This window comes from Tepidanaerobacter sp. EBM-49 (assembly GCF_001896645.1).
Lineage (GTDB): Bacteria > Bacillota > Thermosediminibacteria > Thermosediminibacterales > Tepidanaerobacteraceae > Tepidanaerobacter > Tepidanaerobacter syntrophicus.
Window position 1 is genome coordinate 14,938 of record NZ_MPPE01000035.1, and the last position, 21,876, is coordinate 36,813.

Here is a 21,876-nt window from a genome sequence, read left to right on the forward strand (position 1 = left end):
ATTAAAAATTACTTTTTATCGTGAATAAGGTAATTTTCTGTAATAAATTTTGCATAATCTTTGATTGTTTGGGATCCAAAATCTTTAAGTGGTGTAGAGCATATTCTTTCTCTAAAGATTACTATTTCTATATCCTCGGGCAAATAATGCCTTAAAGCATATGCTAGAGGTAATCCGTTTTCAAAAATCTCCAAAGCGTGGGAATTTCCGCAAATGAAATTTAACCCCAGTTCCTTAGCTTTTGCTACTAAAGCGCTGTCAGCCTTTACCCGGCTTATAGTCGCAAGCACAGTGTCTATTTCAGGATATTCGCTCTTGGCTTTTTCAAGGTGCTCCGCTGTAAAACCCGTATGAGGAAAGATATGAAGTACAGTATTTACCGGACTGTCTTTTGTGCCCAGCAATATCTCGCCTAATACCGATGTTGCAGAATCCTTCATGTCAGCACAGTTGAAATGAATTCTTTCCGAACCCATTACTTGATTTTCCTTGTCCATATCCATCATTTTATTTAAACGATCAAGTATGTCTCCTAATGTCTTTACTTCGTCAAGAGTTTTTCCCACATACATTATATTTCCAGGGATGCCACCATATCTGATATCGGAATGAAAAGGCTTGTGACCATGAATGTATGAGATACCGGGATGAAGCCCATGAAATGCTTCATGAAGCTCAAATACCGAAATATTGTAAAGATCTAAATATGACTTAAGTGTTACACCGCCGGAGTTTGCTGCATCGGCAATTGGATGATGCGCAATTATGACATTTACTCCTGTCGCTCCCGCAAGTTCTATACCTCCTTCGGTAAGCGTCATAGCTACTGCAACCTTTTTAATTTCGGCATCCGGATTTCCGTATACTAGGCCAGGAGTTTCCATTACTGCCTTTCCCGGAATATTCGAGCTTTTTATTACCACAAAAGGATTTTTTCCAGTAGATACGTCGTCTAAATCTGTAATTACCCTCCCTCCTGTAATATCGTCAAGCACGCCTATCAATTCTCTGACCTTCATAAAAAGTCCCTCCTTGTTTTGGACAAAAATAGAGGCCGCCAAATAAATACCTCTTCAACGGGAAAATCACCCTACCATTCCAAAAAGGAAAGTAGCATAACAGTTCCCTTTATCTACAAAGGCATTTATTTGACGGCCTCGAACTATCTTTTTAAAAAAAGATCTTCCTTATCCAGTCAATTATAAAATTTTTCACAAGCACTATCTGTTTTCAAAGCTATCAAATAATTTTGAGTTTGTCAAGGGGTTTTTAAAAATTTTTCTTCAAAAAATTTTTCCACAGGTTCCTCTGTAACAATAATCATTCCCGCTAATTGATTTACAGGGTCGTAGTCTTTTAGTATCGAACGTATATTTAGTTGAAATTTTTCTTCAAAATAAGCCTTCATTCTAATTTTAAATTCATTTAGCAAAGCTAAGTCCATCAACCTTGCAGTAAGTGCGTCTTTTTCATCAATATGTCTTAATACAGAGATCCGTTGATTTAGTGACAAAACGATTATTTTATCGCCTATAATATCTATTTTTTGCCAATCTAGACCTCGGCCATACATTTCTTCATTTACCTTGTTATTAATTTTTATAAGTTCCTGTTTAAAATCGCCGATATTCTTCAAAATATAGTCCTCCTTGCGATTTTCTCCTATACACACACTTATATTCTACGAAATTAATTATTTTCCTGCAATATGACAAAATATTTATTTTGCAACTATTAAAAAGTCGATTTTTATAATGATTTTTATTACAGAAATTGAGATTTTGTGCTAGAATTGGAATTAAGTATTAAATATAAAATTGTTAAGTGTTATTTTTGTGCTCTCCTATAAAAGTTTATAGGATTTGTAACAATTTTCTGCTTTATATAGGCTTTGAAAATAGCGGTAAAAGGATTTAAAGAATTAGTTTTTCGTGAAGGATTTTTAGTAATAATGTCGAAGTTAAAATTATATACGCATTAATTTTTAACAGGTTGACTGATTTTGGAGTGAGCAATTTGATTGAAATGTATGGAGTGACTAAGGTCTATCCTGGTGGCCAAGTGGCCCTTAAGGATATAAGTTTTAAGATAGCAAAAGGCGAATTTGTATTTGTTGTAGGCCCCAGTGGTGCTGGAAAATCAACTTTAATAAAGCTCTTATTTAGAGAGGAACTTCCTACTAAAGGCCAGATATTTTTTGCAGGAAAAAATATTACTCGAATGAAGAGGCGGGAAATACCATATTTAAGACGGCGAATAGGTATTGTTTTTCAGGATTTTCGGTTATTGCCGGATAAAACCGTATACGAGAATATCGCATTTGCGATGCAAGTGGTTGAAGCATCGAACAGGGATATCAAAAAAAGGGTGCCATATGTTTTAGAAAGGGTGGGTCTATCTCATAAAGCAAAAGCAAGACCTTCGGAACTTTCGGGAGGAGAACAGCAGCGAGTCGCTTTAGCAAGAGCCATTGTGAATAATCCTGATGTCTTAGTAGCAGATGAGCCTACAGGTAACCTGGATCCTGATACGTCTAGAGATATCATGAACTTATTAGATGACATTAATAAGATGGGAACTACGCTGGTAGTTGCATCTCACGCCCGCGAGTTAGTAGATTCCATGAAAAAAAGGGTTATCCGCCTTGAAGAAGGCAGTCTGGTAAGCGACGAAGAAAGAGGGTTATATATCAATGAGACTTAGGACCATCAAATACTTCTTCAAGGAATCGTTTACCAGTCTTACAAGGAATAGGTGGATGAGTTTGGCATCGATTGGAGCAGTTGCTTCAGCCCTCATTATTCTAGGTTCATTTCTGCTTCTTTCTGTAAATTTTAATTACATTTTAAAAGATGTGGAGTCTCAAGTAGAAATTACAGCCTACCTTGCAGATTCTACAAAAGATGAAGATATAACTAAATTGAGAGAAGAATTGTCTAATATTCCGGGCGTAAAAGAGGTAGACTTTATTTCAAAAGAAGCCGCCCTTGAAGAATTTAAAAAACAAATTGGAGAAGATTTATTAGAAGGTATGGAAAACCCATTGCCAAACTCATTTAGAATTAAAGCTGATGATCCGCATAATGTACCTGCAATTGCAAAAAAGATTGAAAACTTTTCCGGTATTGAAGAGGTCAAGTATGGCAAAGGCATTGTAGAAAAATTGTTTAAAATAGTTTACTGGATACGAATAATCGGCTTTGTAATAATGGTGGTTTTTACAGCAATTTCAATTTTTATAATCGCAAATACCATAAGACTAACTGTTTTTGCAAGGCGGCGAGAAATAAGTATAATGAAGTATATTGGAGCGACCGATTGGTTTGTCCGCTGGCCGTTTTTAATTGAAGGCATGGTCTTAGGGCTTATAGGCTCGTTTCTGGCTGTTGCGGTTTTGGCAGTAGCATATCACTACCTTTACATAACGGTAAAGCTGAATATTCCCATGATTTCACTGCTGCCAATAGAAGAATTTTACAATTATGCAATTGGATTTTTAGCAATTGGAATGATTATAGGAGCTTTTGGAAGTAGTTTTTCACTAAAGCGGTTTTTAAATGTATAGAGCATCTTATAAGGAGTGAAGTCGAACATGGGAGGCAAGAGAAAGCAAAAAATGCTGGCAAGTGTTTTGTTGCTGGCAATTGCTTTGACGGTGGCATCACCTGCAGCATTTGGCGATATCAATGATTTGAAGAAGCAGCAGCAAAATATAAACAATCAGATACAAAACATAAGGAATAGCATAAAACAGGTTGAAGATGCAAAAAAAGATATAAGCCAAGAGCTTACGTCACTAGAAATAAAGTTAAGCAACGCAGAAAAGGAATTGTCGACAGTTGAAGCAAAGCTTCAGGAAACACAAACAAAATTAGTCAATGTTACTGAAGAGCTAAAACAGGCAGAGGCTAAGGTAGCCGAACAAAAAGATGATCTTAACACTCGAATGAGAGCTCTCTATAAGACCGGGCCTGTAGATTACATAGAAGTTATATTAGCATCTTCCAGTTTTTCTGATTTTTTAACAAGGCTTGATATGGTAAAGCGAATCATTGAGGCAGACAAAAACCTGCTTGCAGAGTTTAAAGCAAGACAGGAAGAAGTTGAAGCTAAAAAAGCTGAATTAGAAGAACAGCAGAGAATTATTGCGCAGCAACGCAGAGACATAAGCAGCCGACGGGCAACTATCGTAGCTTATCGAGGAGAACGCCAGAGGCTGATGACTGAACTTGAAAAACAAAAAGCGGAATATGAGCGTCAAGAGGATCAACTACTGAAAGATTCTGAGAACCTGAGAAAGCAGATATTAGCCTGGGAGTCAAAAAACAAAAAAGGATTTTTCGGAACCGGAATATTTCAGTGGCCTGTCCCAAGTTCGACAAATATAACTTCTGAATTTGGCTGGCGTGTCCACCCGATACTTAAGACAAACCGGTTTCACGAGGGTCTGGATATAGCAGCATCTACAGGAAGCGATGTAGTAGCTGCAGATGACGGTGAAGTTATTTTTGCAGGTTCTTATGGTGCCTATGGCAATACAATTATAGTAAGTCATGGTGGTGGTATTTCAACGCAATATTCTCACCTTTCCAGGATTCTGGTAGCCGAAGGGAAAAAAGTGTCAAAAGGCGACAAAATCGGATTAGTTGGCAGTACAGGCTGGTCTACGGGCCCACACCTGCACTTTGGTGTAATTAAAAATGGAGAGGTAGTAAACCCATTAGACTGGGTAAAATAACAAATATTAAAATAAGCTTTAAAACAATAATGCTAAAATTGCGTTAGGTGGTATACATATGCGAAAAAATAATTGGAAGCATATCTCAAGAATAGCGATATTGTGTTTAGCAATATCGCTGTTTTCGTTTTTCATCGGAACAACCGTAGGCGGAAAACAGCTTAGGGAAGTAAATGCCAAAAATGATGCAAGCACCCTTTTAACTCAAGTCAAAGATGAACATGACAGCCAAGACCTAAAGGCTGTTTCTGAGGTTATACAAATAGTAAAAGATAAATACATCAAAGATGTGGAAATGGAAACTTTAACTAGTGGAGCCATAAAAGGAGTAATAGATTCTCTTGGCGATCCATATTCAGTTTTTATGAATAAAAAAGAGTTTCAAGATTTTATTTCATCTCTCGAGGGAAGCTTAAGCGGGGTAGGAATTGTTCTGGGTATTGATGATTCGACACAAGACATCATTGTGGTATCACCAATAAAGGGAAGCCCTGCACAAAAAGCCGGCATCTTACCCGGCGACATAATAGTTAAAGTAAACGACACGGAACTTTCAGGAAAAACTCTTGATGAAGCAGCTGGAATGATTAGAGGCGAGAAAGGCACCAAAGTAACTTTGTATATCAAAAGAAACCAGAATTCAGATCTTATAAAATTGGAATTAGTAAGAGATGATATTCGCATAAGCACTGTTGACTATAATATCGTTGATGATGCTGCAAAGATCGGCTATATACGCATTTCGTTTTTTGATTCTCAAACATATAACGACTTTAAAACAGCATTAGATGCACTGCAAAAACAGAAAATAAGAGGACTTGTAATAGACTTACGCGATAATCCTGGCGGCTCCCTTGATGAAACGGTAAAAATTGCTGACGAAATCCTTGGCGAGGGATTAATTGTCTATACTGAGGGGAAAAACGGAAACAGGCTTGGAGAATATTTTTCTGATGAGAGCAAGGCATCTGTGCCCATAACAGTAATGGTTAATGAAAACAGTGCTAGTGCTTCAGAAATTTTAGCAGGCGCTATCCAAGACCATAAAGCCGGTAAATTAGTTGGCGCAAAAACCTTTGGCAAAGGCTCTGTGCAGGAAGTTTTTTCTCTTGAAGACGGCAGTGGAATGAAAATAACAATTGCCAAGTACTACTTGCCAAGTGGCAGATGCATCGATGGAAAGGGGATAGAACCTGATTTTTCGGTTAAAAATCCTGAGGGCTCCAACTCTTTTGACCTTTCAAAAGAGAAAGATGCACAACTTTTAAAAGCTATAGAAGTAACAAAGTCTTTATTTGATGTCAAATGACAGGAGCGGTAAATATGTTTCCTCTAGGTAGGATACTCGTTTTAATATTGCAGGGGATTCCAACTGCTATCTTAAACCCATTTTTTTGGCTTGTAATTTTTATTGCATGGAATCAGGCTAGAAAAAGCGCTTCTTTAGAAAAAAATTTATTTGGAGTTACAAAAACTAATCCATTGCATAAAGCAGTATGGGCCACACTTTTTGGAATTGCTGGAGGAATAATCGGAAGTTTGATAGTTATTCTATTAGGGATAAGTATAACACAAGCCGGCATAGCATATGTATGGCCTCTTGCTATAATTCTTGCCTTAATTAGCCCACACCTGATGTGTTTTTCTTATGCAGGTGGGCTATTAGCGCTTTTTTCACTTCTCACAGGACTCTTGGATATTGATGTAGCCGGTCTTATGGGACTCGTGGCAGCGCTTCATTTTGTCGAAAGCCTTCTGATATTCTTTTCGGGCTATAAAAATCCAATACCGGTTTTAGTAAGAGACGAACGCTACGGGATTATAGGAGGATTTTCGCTTCAGGAATTTTGGCCTGTTCCAATAATGCTCCTAGCTATATTGACAGGAAATTTTCAAGCAATAGACATGCTTCAAATGCCCGATTGGTGGCCTCTAATCAAGCCGCCGGTAAATATTGCTGAAAATCTCAATGTAATTTATTTTATGATTCCGGTGGTTGCGGCTTTAGGATATGGAGATATAGCATTAACAAAGAAACCGAAAGAAAAATGCAAGTCTTCTGCTGCAAATTTGTTTGCTTTTAGCATTACGCTTTTGCTGTTATCGGTTTTAGCTTCACGGCTAAGATTGTTTGCATATGCGGCAGCTGTTTTCGCACCGGCAGGTCATGAATTCTTAATAATTACCGGCAGAAAAAATGAGCAGGCAAGTGAGCCCTTGTTTGTGCCTCCTATTCACGGCGAGATGGTTCTTGATATAATAAAAAACTCTCCGGCAGAAAAAATGGGATTAAGTTCCGGAGATATAATTCTTTCGCTGAATGGACAAGATTTGGATGAACCGGGAAAAATACATGAAATTTTAATGGAATATCCACCATTTATATGGCTCACAGCAAGGAGTCTTGACGGAACATTAAAAAAACTTGAATTTAACCAGTTCCCTAAAGGCATAAGCGACTTAGGGGCGATTTTAGTTCCAAAAGGAAACACAGGTTCTTATGTAGTTATGGAGGAAGGCGGGCTGCTGAGAAAAAAGTTGAAAGCTCTTTTTAAAAAGCGTCATCAAGAAGAAATGACCTAAACAAGCATCTTAAGCATTTCAACTGCAGGGTCTATAATTGGAATTTTTACTTCTTTTAAAAGCTCTGCCTGCAGATAGGGAAGATGAGTACAAGCTAAGATTAAACCATCGGATGCAAATTCCTTTGCTGCAAGAGAAACAAGATTAAACTCTAAGATAATTGACCGAGGGTCATTGCCGCTTTCAATAGCTTTAATAACCGGCAACATGGATATGCCAATAATGTCTATTGATGGATTTACTTCATAAAATATGCGTTCAATCGAAGAAAGACATTGACCGTTAGCAGCCCATATGGCAATTTTATTATATTTTGAGGCAAGTCTTTGGTAAACATCTAGCGGAGTTACTATCTTAGAATTTTGACACGCATCTTTGATATATCTAACATCTATTGCTGCGGAAAGGGAATTGCAATAGATCATGGTGCGAAAAATGTTTTTTTCCTCAAAATCATTAATAATTCCCAATACTTTTTGAGTAAGAGAGTCAGAATTTAAAAATTGAAGGCGATTTTGTTCTTCAGGGCTTGAAGCGGTAGGTACTCCTATTGCTCTAAGCCCGTTTTTTAATATAAAATCTACTCCCATCTGTGTATCTACAGGTGTCCCGGCTATGACTCCTATCGTCGGCGGATTATAATTTTTTAGATTGAAGGTCAATTTACTCACCTCATCTTAATTATAGAGTAATTACATTATTGTTTCAATGATTGGAAGAAATAGAAACTTTTTAGAAAATATATGACATTTTTGATTATAAATACTTGATGGAAAGTTTAATATATGCTATAATGATTGTGAAAGATATAACGCTCACATTATAATTTAGTTTGAGCTTTATTTATAGAACTTTTTTAGGAAAAAGGAGGCTTTTTTATGACAAGAGAAGAATATTTGGAGCATGAAAGGGATATGCTGCTCAGAGCTTACACTTCTGCATCCGAAAAAGAAAAAAAGGATATTATGATGAAGATAGTAAACATTGATACACAGTTTCGTAATAGAGACAGTTTTGGAACAAAATCTAACGGTTTCTTCACGCGCAGAAGAAACAAAATAATTTATGTTAATTAAGTCGGGTTATCCCGACTTTTTCTTTTGCACTGAAATTTAAGGCAAACAAAAGTTTTGTTTTATTCTTTACACCCTTTTGCAGTATGTTATAATAAAAGTTGCGGTATCTCTTTAGTTTAGAAGGTGAATTTATGGGAAGCTTTAAGGTTATTTCGGAATACATCCCCCGAGGAGATCAGCCAAAAGCAATCTGTCAGCTTACGGATGGGATTAACAAAGGCTATAAATTTCAAACACTTCTTGGTGCAACCGGCACAGGCAAAACCTTCACAATAGCACATTTGATTGAAAAAGTCCAGAAGCCGACGCTTGTTATAGCTCACAATAAGACGCTAGCAGGCCAGCTTTACAGCGAGCTTAAAGAATTTTTTCCAAATAATGCTGTGGAATACTTTGTAAGTTACTATGATTATTATCAGCCGGAGGCATACATTCCCCAAACCGATACTTATATAGAAAAAGACGCATCAATAAATGACGAAATTGATAAGCTCAGACATTCAGCAACATCGGCTCTTTTTGAACGCCGGGATGTGGTAATTGTGGCAAGTGTGTCTTGCATATATAGTCTTGGTTCTCCGGTGGACTATAAAAATCAAGTGGTTTCACTCAGACCGGGCATGGAAATAGACAGAGATGAGGTAATAAAAAAGCTTGTCTTGATACAATTCGACCGTAATGAAATAGACTTTCACCGCGGCACGTTCCGCATTCGTGGCGATGTCTTAGAGGTATTTCCGGCTTCTTTTACTGAAAGGGCTATACGTATTGAATTTTTTGGCGATATAGTAGATCGAATTCTTGAAGTTGATACGATGACTGGAGAAATAACAGGTGAACGCAACCATGTGTCCATATTCCCTGCGTCCCATTATGCAACTCCGAAGGACAAAATAGAAGCTGCTGTAAAATCAATCGAAAGCGAACTTGCACAGCGACTTAAAGAGCTAAAAAGTCAGGATAAAGTTCTTGAAGCTGCAAGGCTCGAACAGCGAACTAAATATGATATTGAGATGCTTCAAGAGATGGGTTACTGCAAAGGCATTGAAAATTACTCAAGACATCTGTCGGGACGAAAAGCCGGAGATGCACCATTTACGCTGCTTGACTATTTCCCTAAAGATTACTTAATTATTATAGATGAATCCCATGTTACTCTGCCCCAGATTCATGCCATGTGGGCAGGTGATCGTTCAAGAAAGGAAGCATTGGTAGAACACGGGTTTAGGCTGCCGTCGGCATTTGACAACCGCCCTTTGACTTTTGAAGAATTTGAAGATCGCATAAACCAAGTAGTTTTTTTATCTGCCACACCGGCCGAATATGAGCTTACTAAAAGTTCCCAAGTAGTTGAGCAGATTATTCGTCCTACCGGTTTAGTTGACCCGGAAGTTGAAATTAGACCGATTAAAGGGCAGATCGACGACTTAATAGGAGAAATTAAGCAGAGGGCCAAGAATAATCAAAGGGTTTTAGTTACTACTCTCACTAAAAGAATGGCAGAAGATCTGACTGATTATCTAAGAGAAGCAGGTATCCGCGTTAGGTATCTTCATTCTGAAATCCATACATTGGAACGGCTGCAAATAATACGAGATTTAAGGCTTGGAAAATTTGACTGCCTTGTAGGTATCAATCTTTTAAGAGAAGGATTGGATTTGCCGGAGGTTTCGCTAGTAGCGATTCTTGATGCTGACAAAGAGGGATTTTTGCGTTCCGAAACTTCCCTTATCCAAACTATCGGCAGGGCAGCCAGGAATATAGACGGGAAAGTTATAATGTATGCTGATACAATTACACAATCCATGGCCAGGGCAATAAATGAAACTAACCGCCGGCGCAAAATTCAGTTGGAATATAACAAGAAACATGGTATAGTGCCTACAACAGTCCAAAAAACGATAAGAGAACCTATAGAAGCCACAAAAGTTGCAGAAGATGAGGCGGATTACTTACCTGAGAAAGACATCGAAAAGATGAGCAAAAAAGAGCTTAAAGCTCTTGTTGAAAATCTTGAAAAAGAAATGCAGGAAGCAGCAAAGCGGCTTGAATTTGAGAAGGCTGCTGAGATACGTGATATCATATTTGAGATAAAGGCTGAAAAGCTTAGCGTAGTAAAGACAAAATAGTACAGGGTGAGTGAAAGCGATTAGATGGATAAAATAATAGTTAAAGGTGCAAGAGAACATAACCTTAAAAATATAGATGTAGAAATTCCGAGGGATAAGTTAGTAGTAATTACTGGACTTTCTGGTTCGGGAAAATCTACATTGGCTTTTGATACAATATACGCCGAGGGGCAGAGACGTTATGTAGAGTCTCTTTCGGCCTACGCCAGACAATTTTTGGGCCAAATGGAGAAACCGGATGTTGACTATATAGAAGGTCTTTCACCGGCCATATCCATTGATCAAAAAACTACCAGCAAAAATCCGCGTTCTACAGTTGGAACAATCACGGAAATTTATGATTATCTGCGTTTACTGTATGCAAGGATAGGCAAACCTCACTGCCCGAAATGCGGTAAAGAAATATCACAACAGACCGTAGATCAGATGGTTGATGCGATAATGGAACTGCCGGAAGGAACTCGCATCCAAATATTAGCTCCGGTTGCCCGGGGAAAAAAAGGCGAGTTTCAGAAAATGCTTGAAAAAATCAAAAAAAATGGCTTCGTAAGAGTCAGAGTCGATGGCGAAATAAAAGATATAAATGAGGAAATAAAGCTTGACAAAAATAAAAAGCACGATATAGAGATTGTCATCGACAGGCTTATTATAAAGCCGGAAATTGAGTCAAGACTTGCAGATTCTATAGAAATTGCCCTCTCCCAATCTGAAGGATTGGTCATAGTAGACGTAATCGGCAAAGAAGAAATGCTTTTCTCGCAAAAATTTGCGTGTGCAGACTGTAATATAAGCTTGGAAGAACTTACACCAAGAATGTTTTCCTTCAACAGTCCTTATGGAGCTTGTCCGGTATGCGACGGTCTGGGAATTAATATGGAAATAGATCCGGATCTTGTAATACCTGACAAAGAAAAATCCATAGCGGAAGGGGCTGTAGAGCCATGGAGCAGCACTCCTGGAGGATATTATTATCAAATGCTCATGGCTGTGCTGGATCACTATAATCAAAGCCCGGAAACTCCAATTAAGAATTTGCCTAAAAATGTTGTAAATACCATTCTTTACGGCTCAAAAGAACCCATTGAGTTTTATTACGAAAGCAGGTTTAGCGATAATACCAGACATTATAAGGGAAATTTTGAAGGTGTGATAAATAATTTAAAACGACGTTACAATGATGGAAATTCTATGTATTCTAGAGAAGAAATAGAAAGATACATGAGCACAAAACCATGTCCTGCGTGTAACGGTGCAAGGTTAAAGCCTGAAAGCTTGGCAGTTACAATTGAAAATAAATCCATTGCTCAGGTAACTGCATTTTCAATAAATGAGGCTATCAACTTTTTTAAAAATCTTTCTCTAACCCCGAGAGAGGAAATAATAGCACATCAAATCCTCAAAGAGATTCATAATCGCCTCCAATTTTTGGTTGATGTGGGACTTAACTATCTGACCCTTGATCGAGCTTCAGCGAGCCTTTCGGGCGGTGAATCTCAGAGAATACGTCTTGCAACTCAAATTGGGTCAAGGCTTGTGGGTGTACTATATATACTTGATGAACCTAGTATTGGCCTTCATCAGCGGGATAATGAAAAACTTTTAAAAACACTAAAAGACTTGCGCGATCTTGGAAATACCGTCATAGTTGTAGAACATGACGAAGATACCATCAGAACAGCAGATTATGTAGTGGATATTGGGCCCGGCGCAGGCGAAAACGGTGGCAAAGTAGTTGCATGCGGAAGCGCAAAAGATATTCAAAAGGTGGAAGAATCCATTACCGGCCAGTACCTTAGCGGCAAAAAGAAAATTTCTGTTCCGAAAAACAGACGAAAACCTTCAGGTTCATGGCTTGAATTAAAAGGGTGCAGAGAACACAATTTAAAAAACATAGATGTTAAGTTTCCCTTAGGGCTTTTTACCTGTGTTACCGGAGTTTCAGGTTCGGGAAAGAGCACATTGGTAAATGAAATACTTTATAAGTCATTGCGAGCAAAACTTTATCGCTCGAAGGATTTACCGGGAGATTTTGACAAAATAATTGGAGCTGAACAAATAGAAAAAGTTATAGATATTGACCAATCGCCAATAGGCAGGACGCCGCGTTCGAATCCTGCAACATATACTAATGTGTTTAATGACATAAGGGAAGTTTTTTCAATTACTCCTGAAGCACGTATGAGAGGATATAAACCGGGCAGGTTTAGTTTTAATATAAGCGGTGGTCGCTGCGAAGCCTGCAAAGGTGATGGCATAATAAAAATTGAAATGCATTTTTTGGCTGATATATATGTGCCTTGCGAAGTATGCAAAGGTAAACGTTATAACAGAGAGACACTTGAAGTAAAATACAAGGGCAAGAATATAGCTGATGTATTGGACATGACGGTAGATGAGGCTCTGAAATTTTTTGACAGCATTCCCAAAATCAAGCGGAAACTTGAAACACTGCAAGATGTAGGTCTTGGGTATATAAAATTGGGTCAGCCGTCTACTACGCTATCCGGCGGAGAAGCCCAGAGGGTAAAACTTGCTACAGAACTTTCTAGAAAAAGCAATGGCAATACGATTTACATTTTGGATGAGCCAACAACAGGACTACACCCGGATGATATTCGAAAACTCTTAAATGTACTGCAGCGTCTAGTTGACGCAGGAAGTACAGTTATAGTTATCGAGCATAATTTGGATGTTATAAAAACAGCAGATTATATAATAGATTTAGGACCTGAAGGCGGGGATGAAGGCGGAGAAGTGATAGCCGTTGGCACTCCGGAAGAAATAGCCAAGAATCCTCGCTCATACACCGGCGAGTTCTTAAAGAAAACTCAAAAATTACGTGCTTAATTCTATAGAACGACGATGCAGTAGATGAACAGGTAGTTTATTGAAAGGATGCTTTGTTTATGATGGAGCTTTTAGCACCTGCAGGCAGCCTTGAAGCCTTTGAGGCTGCTGTGAAAGCCGGAGCTGACGCTGTGTATATAGGCGGCAGTGCTTTTAATGCGCGCCAGTATGCCGATAATTTTAATGACGGCAATTTAAAATATGCCTTAGATTATGCCCATTTAAGGGGCGTTAAGGTATATATTACAGTTAATACGCTTGTGCGTGATGACGAATTTAAAACACTGGTACCTTATCTTGAGATGCTATATGAAAGCGGTGCTGATGGAATTATAGTGCAGGATATAGGCGTAGCCGCTCTGATAAGGCAATACTTACCAGATATGCCGCTGCATGCTAGCACACAAATGACAGTGCACAACTCTTATGGCGCTGCTGCCCTAAAATTACTTGGTTTCAAGCGCATTGTGCCTGCCCGGGAGCTATCACTGGATGAAGTAGCTGACCTTGCCGATATAGACGGTTTAGAAATAGAAGTTTTTGTACATGGTGCAATGTGCTACTCATATTCCGGGCAATGCCTTATGAGCAGCTTTATGGGAGGCCGCAGCGGCAACCGAGGCCGTTGTGCCCAACCCTGCCGTATGACATATTCACTAGTTCGGGAGGGCAGCCGAATATCATCGTCTCAGCATCTGCTGAGCATGAAAGACATGTGCCTGATAGATGAGCTGCATGTGCTGTCCGAAGCGGGGGTATCAGCGCTTAAAATAGAAGGACGTATGAAAAGTCCTGAGTATGTAGCCATAGTGGTATCGAAATACAGAAAAGCACTTGACAGGATGGAGGCCGGTATAAATCCTCTAGCCGATGAACAGGACAAAATGCAGCTTATGCAAGTGTTTAATCGTGGTGGATTTTCTAAAGGTTATATTTATGGCAAATCTGGCATAAATATGATATGTCCGGAAAAGCCTGATAACTGGGGAGTTCCTCTTGGCTGCATCAAAAGCTATGATGCTCATCGAAACATGGCAAATATAAAGCTTGAGGCGCCTCTTGCTTTGGGCGATGGAATAGAGATAAGGCAAAGCGACAAGAGTACTGGCCAGATAGTAACATATATGGAAGATGTAAATGGTCCTATAAAGGAAGCCCCTGCAGGCCGCTATATTTTGGTGCGAATAAACAGCCCTGCACCGCAAGGTACTGCAATATATAAAACACTGGATACAAATTTGGATAAAAAAATAAAAGCATATATCAAAAAAGCCGAAAGGTATATAGGTTTAAAAGCTGAAGTTAATCTTATTGAAGGAAAGCCGCCGTCAATCGAGGTTTGGGACAGTGACGGTAATAATGTTAAATGCACAGGTACGGAAATTGTGCAGTCAGCGAGAAATGCAGCACTGCAAAAAGAACGTGTTATAGAGCAAATAAAGCGGGTGGGAGATTTACCATTTAACTTTAATAATATAGGCGTTAATATTTCGCCTAATGCATGGATACCCATATCGGTGTTAAACGCTCTGCGTAGATCTGCCATTGAAGAGCTTGTAAACCGGCGCATAGATAAAAAACACAGGCAACCGGTAGTTATAGAATCCCATATGCCGCCTATAACGTATATGCAGCAATCATATAAATGCAAAAAACCTGCTATATTTGTTATGCTAGACAACCTAAGCCTTGTTTCATCTGCCATCCAGGCAGGAGCTGATGGCATCTATCTGCGCATAAGCGCAAAAGAAGCTACTGGCGCCGATGCTGCACAAATTGCCAGATTATGTAAAGATGCCGGCATACAATTAATTTGGGTCTTTCCGCGGGTAACGCGCAATATCAGGCTTAGTGCCATAAGAGAAGCTCTGTTATGTATACAAAAGCTTTATAGCGGCGTATTGGTTTCAGATATAGGCCAGCTTAACTGCGCTAAAGTAGCGGGGATAGCTGAAATATACGGCGATTACAGCTTGAATATATTCAACAGTAACGCAGTCCAAACCTATGCCAAGATGGGAATAAAGCGCTTTATGCCCTCGCTGGAGCTTACTCTTTCGCAAATAAAAGAGCTGCGCACCAGCATCCCAATGGAACTTATGGCGCACGGCAACATACCCCTGATGGTAGCAGAAGGTTGTCCGATAGGCTCGGTTTGCAATAACTTTAACTTGTCACACTCTTGTTCTAGACCCTGCCTAAAACAGCACTACAGCTTGCGCGACCGCAAAGGCGAGCTTTTACCTATAAGAACTTATGTTGATAAATACGGCTGCCATATAGAGATAGAAAATGCGCATCAAATGTACATGGCTGATAAAATAGATGATTTATTATCGGCTGAGCCTTACAGCTTGCGCTTAAACCTAAATGGTTATGATAGTAATGAGCTAATGCGAACAGTAAAAATATATAAACAAGCCATAGACAAACAAGGCGAAATAACACAATGCACATTCGGCAAAATAACTAGAGGGCATTATTATAACGGAGTAGATTAAATCTTTTAATTATAAATAGTTTGCGATAAGCAGTATTATGACGCCAGGTACACCTAAAAAGCCAACAAGCAGCGCTGTAAGCGGCGTGATGGGAAGCGCCAAGCCAAAGAAACCACCTACAAGATTTAAAAGCAGCAGCGTCAAACCGCCTATTATGCCGTTATATATAAGCCGCCATGCTATCTTTATAGGTATTACCAAAAGCATTCCCAATATATAAAGCACTACTAACGCGATAAAAAAGGTAAATATCGAGCTGAGCATAAAAAAGCCTCCTTCTGGGTTAAGATTGTAATTCCCTTTATTTATTATATATCAAAACAACACAACATAAAGCAATTTTATAAATTTTTCTTTTTTTAAGCAAGTTGTAATTTACATGAGTTAGTTATCCTTAATGCCTGTAATTACATTTTTTCAACTCCTAAGATTGTCTGCAAAACAGAAAAAGTCATGTGATTTCAGAAAGATTAGATGTTGAATTCCTTATATGAATATGGTATTATAAATAATGCATTGATTACCAAAAGCAACGCAATAAGCCGAAGTGGTGGAATTGGCAGACGCGCTAGATTCAGGGTCTAGTGTCCGCAAGGATGTGCGGGTTCGAATCCCGCCTTCGGCACCAGATGAAAACAAGACGTAGAAGAAGATTTTGATCTTTTACGTCTTTTATTTTTTTACCAGCTAATTTTCCTAAAGATGATTTTTTTATTTGCTTTTTTAGATTTCGAATTTATATTTTACATATATGCAATAATATTTAACATTCCCTTAACACAACCATAAAACTTCATCCTTATAATTAAATCAGAAAGAAAATTTAATTTGAAAGGAAGGAGAATATGTTAAAGAAACAAGCGAGATTCATTTTTGCAACGCTATTGTGTGCTGTTTTGGTTTTTTCTGCGGGATGCGGTAATTCCAGTTCCGCTCCTGAGTCTCAAAACGGAGCTCAGGGAGGAGGTGAAACAGAAATCAGCGGCTCTATCCAGATAGCAGGTTCGACTTCGGTTCAACCTCTGTCGGAAGAACTGGCAATGGCATTTATGAGTAAATATCCTAAAGTAAAAATCAATGTGGCAGGCGGCGGATCAGGTGCCGGTATAAAAGCGGCTCAAGAGGGAACAGCAGATATTGGTGCATCTTCTAGAGAACTAAAACCGGAGGAAAAGACAGTTAAAGAATTCATTATAGCAAAAGACGGTATAGCAATAATTGTAAATACACAAAACCCTGTTGAAGATTTAACACTTGAACAAATAAAAGAAATTTTTTCAGGCAAAATAACCAACTGGAAAGACGTTGGCGGTAAAGACGCTCCAATAACCGTTGTAATTCGTGAAGATGGTTCTGGCACAAGAGGTGCTTTTGAAGAGATAGTTTTCGGCAAGGATGCAAAATTTACAGACAGGGCCATCGTTCAAAATTCTACAGGTGCACTTAGAACTGCTGTAGCAGGGGATCCTAATGCGATAGGGTTCATATCTCTTGGTTCTTTAAATAGCGAAGTAAAAGCTATAAAAGTTGACGGAATAGAAGTTTCTAAAGAAACCGTTCTTAACAATTCTTATAAAATCTCTAGGCCGTTTATTTATATGACAAAAGACGAACCTACAGGACTTGTCAAAATATTCCTGGATTTTGTATTAAGCCCGGAAGGCCAAAAAATAGTGGCACAAGATTTTATTCCGGTAAAATAATCATGATTTAGGAGAAATCCATATGAAAAAAATATTATTTATATGCGCCGCTCTTTCCATAACATCTGTTATGTTAATCGGCCTTTTTGTTTTTATTGAAGGCTACCCAATTTTTACTAAGGTAGGTTTCTTTAATTTTGTTTTTGGACAAAAATGGAGTCCCTCTGACAACTTATATGGAATATTCCCGATGATATGCGGGACACTTGCAACAACGCTAGGCGCACTTATTTTAGGTGTTCCGCTAAGCATTTTCACAGCTATATTTTTATCAGAATATGCCCCAAAGAAAGCGGAAAGATTAATTACTCCTGCAGTTGAACTTCTAGCAGGCATTCCTTCGGTTATATATGGGCTTTTCGGAATGACAATGCTCGTTCCACTAATACGAGAATTCCAAAAAGCACATCCTTCAACAAATCAAATCCAATCAGGATACAGCGTCCTTGCAGCGTCTATAATTTTGGCCATAATGATTTCTCCCACTATAATTAATATGGCAAAGGATGCGCTAAAATCAGTACCTAATGATTTCAAAGAAGGTTCATTATCCTTAGGAGCTACTAAATGGCAGACCACTTGGCATATAACTCTTCCGGCTGCAAAATCAGGTATTATAGCAGGCACTGTTTTGGGAATGGGAAGAGCAATTGGTGAGACGATGGCGGTAATAATGGTTGCAGGTAATACCGTAAAATTTCCGGATTCAATTTTTTCTCCTATCCGCACTTTAACAGGCAATATAGCCATCGAAATGGCTTATGCTGAAGCAGGAACGCATACACAGGCGCTATTTGGGACGGGGATTATACTGTTTATCATGATAATTCTTACCAATATTTTTGCCTCTAGAATTTATAGAAAGGACGCGGCAGCAAAATGAAACCTAAAACTGTAGAAAATATCATGAAGATAGTGCTTTGGACAAGCGGCCTTGCAACCATTGCAGTTCTTTTGATGATCCTTGCCTATATTGTATCTCGAGGCATCGGAAAACTTAGCATTGATTTTCTTACCCAATCGCCGCGACGGATGGGCATGGAAGGAGGCGTTTATCCGGCAATAGTCGGCACAGTGTACTTTACCTTACTTACAATTGCCATGGCGGCTCCTTTGGGCATTGCGGCGGCGGTATACCTTACTGAGTATTCAAAAGAAACTTTTTTGGTGAAATCTATACGTTTTGGAAATGATATGCTCTCAGCAGTACCTTCTATTGTTTTTGGCCTTTTTGGATTTGCGTTTTTCGTTACGAGACTAAAATCGGTTACCGGCGGCTGGTCGATTTTATCAGGCGCTCTGACGGGAATGCTTATGATACTTCCGGTAATAATACGAAATGCTGAAGAAGCGATTAAAACAGTTCCGAGAGAATACAAAGAGGCGAGTCTTGCTCTTGGAGCAACAAAAGAGCAAACGCTTATTCATGTAACGCTTCCTACTGCAATGCCAGGTATATTAACCGGCGTGATTCTAGGAATAGGCCGAATAATTGGAGAAACGGCGGCATTTCTTTTAACTCTTGGTGGTTCGATACTTTTGCCAACTTCAGTTTTTGACCCGGCCAGAACTCTGGCTATGCACATATATATTACTGCTATGGAAGTAGGAGCAATGGATATGGCCTTCTCTGCGGCAACAGTTCTTATAGCAGTCGTATTAATATTAAATTTACTCGCTCATGGGATTTCAAATCGTTATTCAAGATTTTCTTCTCGATGATACCAATAGATGGTCTTTTCGTTTTTATGGTATAATAGCCGTAGAAATAGAATAAGTATTTTATTAATTATAAAATCTATCTTCGGAGGTATTCAATGGAAAACAGCGAAAAGGCCATATTAGTAGTGGATGACGAAAAAAATATTCGCGAACTAATTAAGTTTAACCTTGAAAGCAGAGGATATAAAACGGTAGAAGCTGCTGATGGTCAAGAGGCTCTAGATATTGCAAAAAATGATAATCCTTTGTTGATAATTCTTGATATCATGTTACCGAAAATAGATGGATTAAAAGTTTGCCGCATTTTAAAAGAAGATCCCAGAACAAGAAAAATTCCAATAATTATGCTTACTGCCCTCGATGATGAGGTTGATAAAATTGTAGGTCTTGAACTTGGAGCGGATGATTATATTACAAAGCCTTTTAGCCCGCGAGAACTTGTTGCAAGAGTTGGGGCGGTTATGCGGCGCGTAGAAGAGCAAGATAGTGATAGCCTGCCTGTAAATAATCCGGACCTTATTATAGATGATTTGAAATACGAAGCTGTTCTTTACGGTAAAAAGCTGGATCTTACATTAAAAGAATTTGAGCTTCTTAAACTTCTTGCATCAAATCCATTTAATGTTTTTAGCCGTCAGCAGCTTTTAGAACAAGTTTGGGGATATGATTATATGGGCGATACGAGGACTGTTGACGTACACGTCTGCAATCTTAGAAAAAAGATCGAAGAAGCAGACACCGGCAGCAAATACAGTATTGATACAATTCGCGGCATAGGATATCGTTTTAGCGTCAAGGAGTGAGATTATGAGGCGAAATATTTTTGCGGCCTGTATGATTATAGTCCTTATTAGCCTGTCTATAACCGGTTATGCTGTTGCAAAAGTTGTTGAAGACTACTTTATACAAAAGACGGAAGACGATCTTGAAACCCGTGCATTTGCCGTGCGCCCGTTTTTAGCCCTTAAGATAAAACAAGAGGAAAATACTTTAGGACAGTTAGAAACTGCTGTAAAAGAGTTAGGAAACGAAATAAAAACAAGAATCACAATTGTCGATATTGATGGCAACGTGATAGCCGACAGCGAAAAGGATCCCTCTGATACAGAGAGCCATAGTACAAGACCGGAAATAAAAGAAGCATATTTAGGAAATATCGGAAAAAGCGTACGCTACAGCAGTTCCTTAAAAACAGAAATGATGTATGTGGCAATTCCAATTCTTGAAAATCATGATATAGCCTATGTTTTACGTTTGGCAGTTCCAATATCCCACATAAATGCATTGACACGCAATATATGGAAAATGTTTTTTTCGGCAAGTCTTGCCGGTCTTTTAGTTGCGTTTTTGATAAGTACTATTTTTTCTAGAAGGATAACAAAACCTATAGAAGAAGTATCATATGCGGCAAAAAAAATATCATGCGGGAACTATGATTTGAAAGTTCCTCTAAGGCCTCCTTATGAAACAAAGATTTTAGCCGAATCTTTTAACCGCATGGCTGAAAATCTGCAAGAGACAGTGGGAAAACTGAAAGAAGAAACAGATAAAACAAGGGCTGTTTTAGCAAGCATGGCAGAAGGACTTATCGCAGTTGACCAAAACTGTCGTGTAGTAATGATGAACTTTGCGGCTGAAAGACTTTTCAAGATAAGACAAGAAGAAACTTTGGGCAAGCACCTTTTAGAAGTTTTGAGAAATAGAGAATTACATGATCTGATAAATGAAGTGTTGAAAACTAGAAAGGGTTCAACTCGGGAGATAAAGATAAATACCTATGACGAAAGAATTTTTTGGATAAATGTTGTACCGATAGATAAAGAGAATAATTTAGGTGCAGTAGCGGTTATGAGAGATATTACAGAGTTAAAAAGACTTGAAAAAATGAAATCAGATTTCGTATCAAATGTATCCCATGAATTAAAGACGCCATTGACTTCTATATCCGGCTTCGCAGAAACTCTTTTAGATGGAGCTTATAAAAGTGAAGAAAACTGTCGATACTTTTTGAGGATAATAAAGCAGGAGACAGACCGCATGACTCGCTTAATTAATGAACTTCTATATCTGTCACGTATAGAAAAACCAGATTTTTCCATACCCAAGAGACCTGTGAATATAGCATCCGTTGTAAATAAAGCGGTAAAGCTCTTACAAAAAAACATAGATGATAAAGGGCATTTATTAAATCTTAGACTTCCAGAAAATTTAGGGCCGGTAACAGGTGATGAAGACAGCGTCTTAGAAATTATTATAAATCTTTTAGATAATGCTATAAAGTACACTCCGGAAGGCGGAAATATAACTGTCGAAATTGAAGATGAATCGGACTTTATCAGCATTTCAGTTGCAGATAACGGAATTGGTATTGCAGGAGACGAGCTAGAGAGAATCTTCGGACGCTTTTATAGGGTGCAAGGACCGGGAATCACAAGTGCAAGCGGTACTGGGCTGGGACTTGCAGTGGTAAAACATTTAGTAGAAAGCTTAAATGGGAAAATCAGCGTAGAAAGTCAGCTGGGCAAGGGAAGCACATTTAAAGTAAGTTTGCCAAAATACAGCTAAGCAAAAATATTA

General features: G+C 38.6%; 18 protein-coding genes and 1 tRNA gene. 15 read left to right on the top strand and 4 right to left on the bottom strand.

Features of this window, described 5'->3' with window-relative positions; genetic code table 11:
* Positions 1 to 8: 8 nt before the first annotated feature.
* Together BUE08_RS05430 and BUE08_RS05435 are read right to left on the bottom strand one after the other, a co-directional pair.
* Positions 9 to 1,019 (bottom strand): Nif3-like dinuclear metal center hexameric protein, encoded by a 1,011-nt coding sequence (locus BUE08_RS05430; RefSeq protein WP_273039581.1) that lies wholly within the window; start codon positions 1,017 to 1,019, stop codon positions 9 to 11.
* 239 nt (positions 1,020 to 1,258) lie between these two features.
* Positions 1,259 to 1,636: a Na-translocating system protein MpsC family protein gene (locus BUE08_RS05435; RefSeq protein ID WP_059033290.1), complete on the bottom strand. Its 378-nt coding sequence runs from the start codon at positions 1,634 to 1,636 to the stop codon at positions 1,259 to 1,261.
* A gap of 380 nt (positions 1,637 to 2,016) precedes the next feature.
* Between BUE08_RS05435 and ftsE the strand changes: the two genes are divergently transcribed.
* Genes ftsE through BUE08_RS05460 form a run of 5 tightly spaced genes read left to right on the top strand, consistent with a single transcriptional unit; the run spans position 2,017 to position 7,321 of the window.
* Positions 2,017 to 2,703 (top strand): cell division ATP-binding protein FtsE, encoded by a 687-nt coding sequence (gene ftsE / locus BUE08_RS05440; RefSeq protein WP_059033293.1) that lies wholly within the window; start codon positions 2,017 to 2,019, stop codon positions 2,701 to 2,703.
* Positions 2,693 to 3,565, top strand: a complete 873-nt coding sequence (gene ftsX, locus BUE08_RS05445; RefSeq protein WP_213951801.1) for a permease-like cell division protein FtsX — start codon at positions 2,693 to 2,695, stop codon at positions 3,563 to 3,565. The genes ftsE and ftsX overlap by 11 nt, the downstream gene beginning before the upstream one ends.
* A 27-nt stretch (positions 3,566 to 3,592) precedes the next feature.
* The gene (locus tag BUE08_RS05450) at positions 3,593 to 4,738 is read left to right on the top strand and encodes a murein hydrolase activator EnvC family protein (RefSeq protein WP_213951802.1); all 1,146 of its coding nucleotides are present in this window, start codon (positions 3,593 to 3,595) and stop codon (positions 4,736 to 4,738) included.
* A 58-nt stretch (positions 4,739 to 4,796) separates the two neighbouring features.
* Positions 4,797 to 6,047, top strand: a complete 1,251-nt coding sequence (locus BUE08_RS05455; RefSeq protein ID WP_286680530.1) for a S41 family peptidase — start codon at positions 4,797 to 4,799, stop codon at positions 6,045 to 6,047.
* A 14-nt stretch (positions 6,048 to 6,061) separates the two neighbouring features.
* A complete protein-coding gene (locus tag BUE08_RS05460; RefSeq protein WP_213996018.1) occupies positions 6,062 to 7,321 on the top strand; it encodes a PDZ domain-containing protein in 1,260 nt (419 codons plus the stop codon).
* Here BUE08_RS05460 and BUE08_RS05465 read toward each other — a convergent pair.
* Positions 7,318 to 7,992, bottom strand: a complete 675-nt coding sequence (locus tag BUE08_RS05465; RefSeq protein ID WP_423837637.1) for an Asp/Glu racemase — start codon at positions 7,990 to 7,992, stop codon at positions 7,318 to 7,320. The genes BUE08_RS05460 and BUE08_RS05465 overlap by 4 nt on opposite strands.
* Positions 7,993 to 8,199: 207 nt before the next feature.
* Here BUE08_RS05465 and BUE08_RS05470 point away from each other — a divergent pair, with 207 nt between their 5' ends.
* The 4 genes from BUE08_RS05470 (at position 8,200) to BUE08_RS05485 (ending at position 15,874) form a co-directional block, all read left to right on the top strand.
* Positions 8,200 to 8,397, top strand: coding sequence for a hypothetical protein (locus BUE08_RS05470; protein ID WP_059033305.1), 198 nt, complete (start codon positions 8,200 to 8,202; stop codon positions 8,395 to 8,397).
* A gap of 131 nt (positions 8,398 to 8,528) precedes the next feature.
* A complete protein-coding gene (gene uvrB, locus BUE08_RS05475; RefSeq protein WP_273039881.1) occupies positions 8,529 to 10,526 on the top strand; it encodes an excinuclease ABC subunit UvrB in 1,998 nt (665 codons plus the stop codon).
* A 24-nt stretch (positions 10,527 to 10,550) separates the two neighbouring features.
* Positions 10,551 to 13,373: an excinuclease ABC subunit UvrA gene (uvrA, locus tag BUE08_RS05480; protein ID WP_286680531.1), complete on the top strand. Its 2,823-nt coding sequence runs from the start codon at positions 10,551 to 10,553 to the stop codon at positions 13,371 to 13,373.
* Between the two features lie 59 nt (positions 13,374 to 13,432).
* Positions 13,433 to 15,874 (top strand): U32 family peptidase, encoded by a 2,442-nt coding sequence (locus tag BUE08_RS05485; RefSeq protein ID WP_286680532.1) that lies wholly within the window; start codon positions 13,433 to 13,435, stop codon positions 15,872 to 15,874.
* Positions 15,875 to 15,883: 9 nt separating this feature from the next.
* On the opposite strand, the gene BUE08_RS05490 is transcribed toward BUE08_RS05485, so the two are convergent.
* The gene (locus tag BUE08_RS05490) at positions 15,884 to 16,138 is read right to left on the bottom strand and encodes a pro-sigmaK processing inhibitor BofA family protein (RefSeq protein WP_213996022.1); all 255 of its coding nucleotides are present in this window, start codon (positions 16,136 to 16,138) and stop codon (positions 15,884 to 15,886) included.
* A 277-nt stretch (positions 16,139 to 16,415) separates the two neighbouring features.
* Here BUE08_RS05490 and BUE08_RS05495 point away from each other — a divergent pair.
* The 6 genes from BUE08_RS05495 (at position 16,416) to pnpS (ending at position 21,864) form a co-directional block, all read left to right on the top strand.
* Positions 16,416 to 16,502: transfer RNA gene (locus BUE08_RS05495), tRNA-Leu, on the top strand.
* A 217-nt stretch (positions 16,503 to 16,719) separates the two neighbouring features.
* Positions 16,720 to 17,577, top strand: coding sequence for a phosphate ABC transporter substrate-binding protein (locus tag BUE08_RS05500; RefSeq protein WP_059033319.1), 858 nt, complete (start codon positions 16,720 to 16,722; stop codon positions 17,575 to 17,577).
* 22 nt (positions 17,578 to 17,599) lie between these two features.
* Positions 17,600 to 18,460 (top strand): phosphate ABC transporter permease subunit PstC, encoded by an 861-nt coding sequence (gene pstC / locus BUE08_RS05505; RefSeq protein WP_059033321.1) that lies wholly within the window; start codon positions 17,600 to 17,602, stop codon positions 18,458 to 18,460.
* Complete coding sequence (pstA, locus tag BUE08_RS05510) at positions 18,457 to 19,299, top strand: phosphate ABC transporter permease PstA (protein WP_213950947.1); 843 nt, start codon at positions 18,457 to 18,459, stop codon at positions 19,297 to 19,299. The genes pstC and pstA overlap by 4 nt, the downstream gene beginning before the upstream one ends.
* Before the next feature lie 95 nt (positions 19,300 to 19,394).
* Positions 19,395 to 20,102, top strand: a complete 708-nt coding sequence (locus BUE08_RS05515; RefSeq protein WP_213950948.1) for a response regulator — start codon at positions 19,395 to 19,397, stop codon at positions 20,100 to 20,102.
* A gap of 4 nt (positions 20,103 to 20,106) precedes the next feature.
* A complete protein-coding gene (pnpS, locus tag BUE08_RS05520) occupies positions 20,107 to 21,864 on the top strand; it encodes a two-component system histidine kinase PnpS (protein WP_281744049.1) in 1,758 nt (585 codons plus the stop codon).
* The last annotated feature ends 12 nt before the right edge of the window (positions 21,865 to 21,876 follow it).

Coding starts and splice junctions, on each gene's coding strand:
- BUE08_RS05500 (WP_059033319.1), top strand. CDS start 16,720: ATGTTAAAGAAACAAGCGAGATTCATTTTTGCAACGCTATTGTGTGCT.
- BUE08_RS05485 (WP_286680532.1), top strand. CDS start 13,433: ATGATGGAGCTTTTAGCACCTGCAGGCAGCCTTGAAGCCTTTGAGGCT.
- pstA (WP_213950947.1), top strand. CDS start 18,457: ATGAAACCTAAAACTGTAGAAAATATCATGAAGATAGTGCTTTGGACA.
- BUE08_RS05430 (WP_273039581.1), bottom strand. CDS start 1,019: ATGAAGGTCAGAGAATTGATAGGCGTGCTTGACGATATTACAGGAGGG.
- BUE08_RS05460 (WP_213996018.1), top strand. CDS start 6,062: ATGTTTCCTCTAGGTAGGATACTCGTTTTAATATTGCAGGGGATTCCA.
- BUE08_RS05490 (WP_213996022.1), bottom strand. CDS start 16,138: ATGCTCAGCTCGATATTTACCTTTTTTATCGCGTTAGTAGTGCTTTAT.
- BUE08_RS05455 (WP_286680530.1), top strand. CDS start 4,797: ATGCGAAAAAATAATTGGAAGCATATCTCAAGAATAGCGATATTGTGT.
- BUE08_RS05450 (WP_213951802.1), top strand. CDS start 3,593: ATGGGAGGCAAGAGAAAGCAAAAAATGCTGGCAAGTGTTTTGTTGCTG.
- uvrB (WP_273039881.1), top strand. CDS start 8,529: ATGGGAAGCTTTAAGGTTATTTCGGAATACATCCCCCGAGGAGATCAG.
- BUE08_RS05515 (WP_213950948.1), top strand. CDS start 19,395: ATGGAAAACAGCGAAAAGGCCATATTAGTAGTGGATGACGAAAAAAAT.
- uvrA (WP_286680531.1), top strand. CDS start 10,551: ATGGATAAAATAATAGTTAAAGGTGCAAGAGAACATAACCTTAAAAAT.
- BUE08_RS05470 (WP_059033305.1), top strand. CDS start 8,200: ATGACAAGAGAAGAATATTTGGAGCATGAAAGGGATATGCTGCTCAGA.
- pstC (WP_059033321.1), top strand. CDS start 17,600: ATGAAAAAAATATTATTTATATGCGCCGCTCTTTCCATAACATCTGTT.
- pnpS (WP_281744049.1), top strand. CDS start 20,107: ATGAGGCGAAATATTTTTGCGGCCTGTATGATTATAGTCCTTATTAGC.
- ftsX (WP_213951801.1), top strand. CDS start 2,693: ATGAGACTTAGGACCATCAAATACTTCTTCAAGGAATCGTTTACCAGT.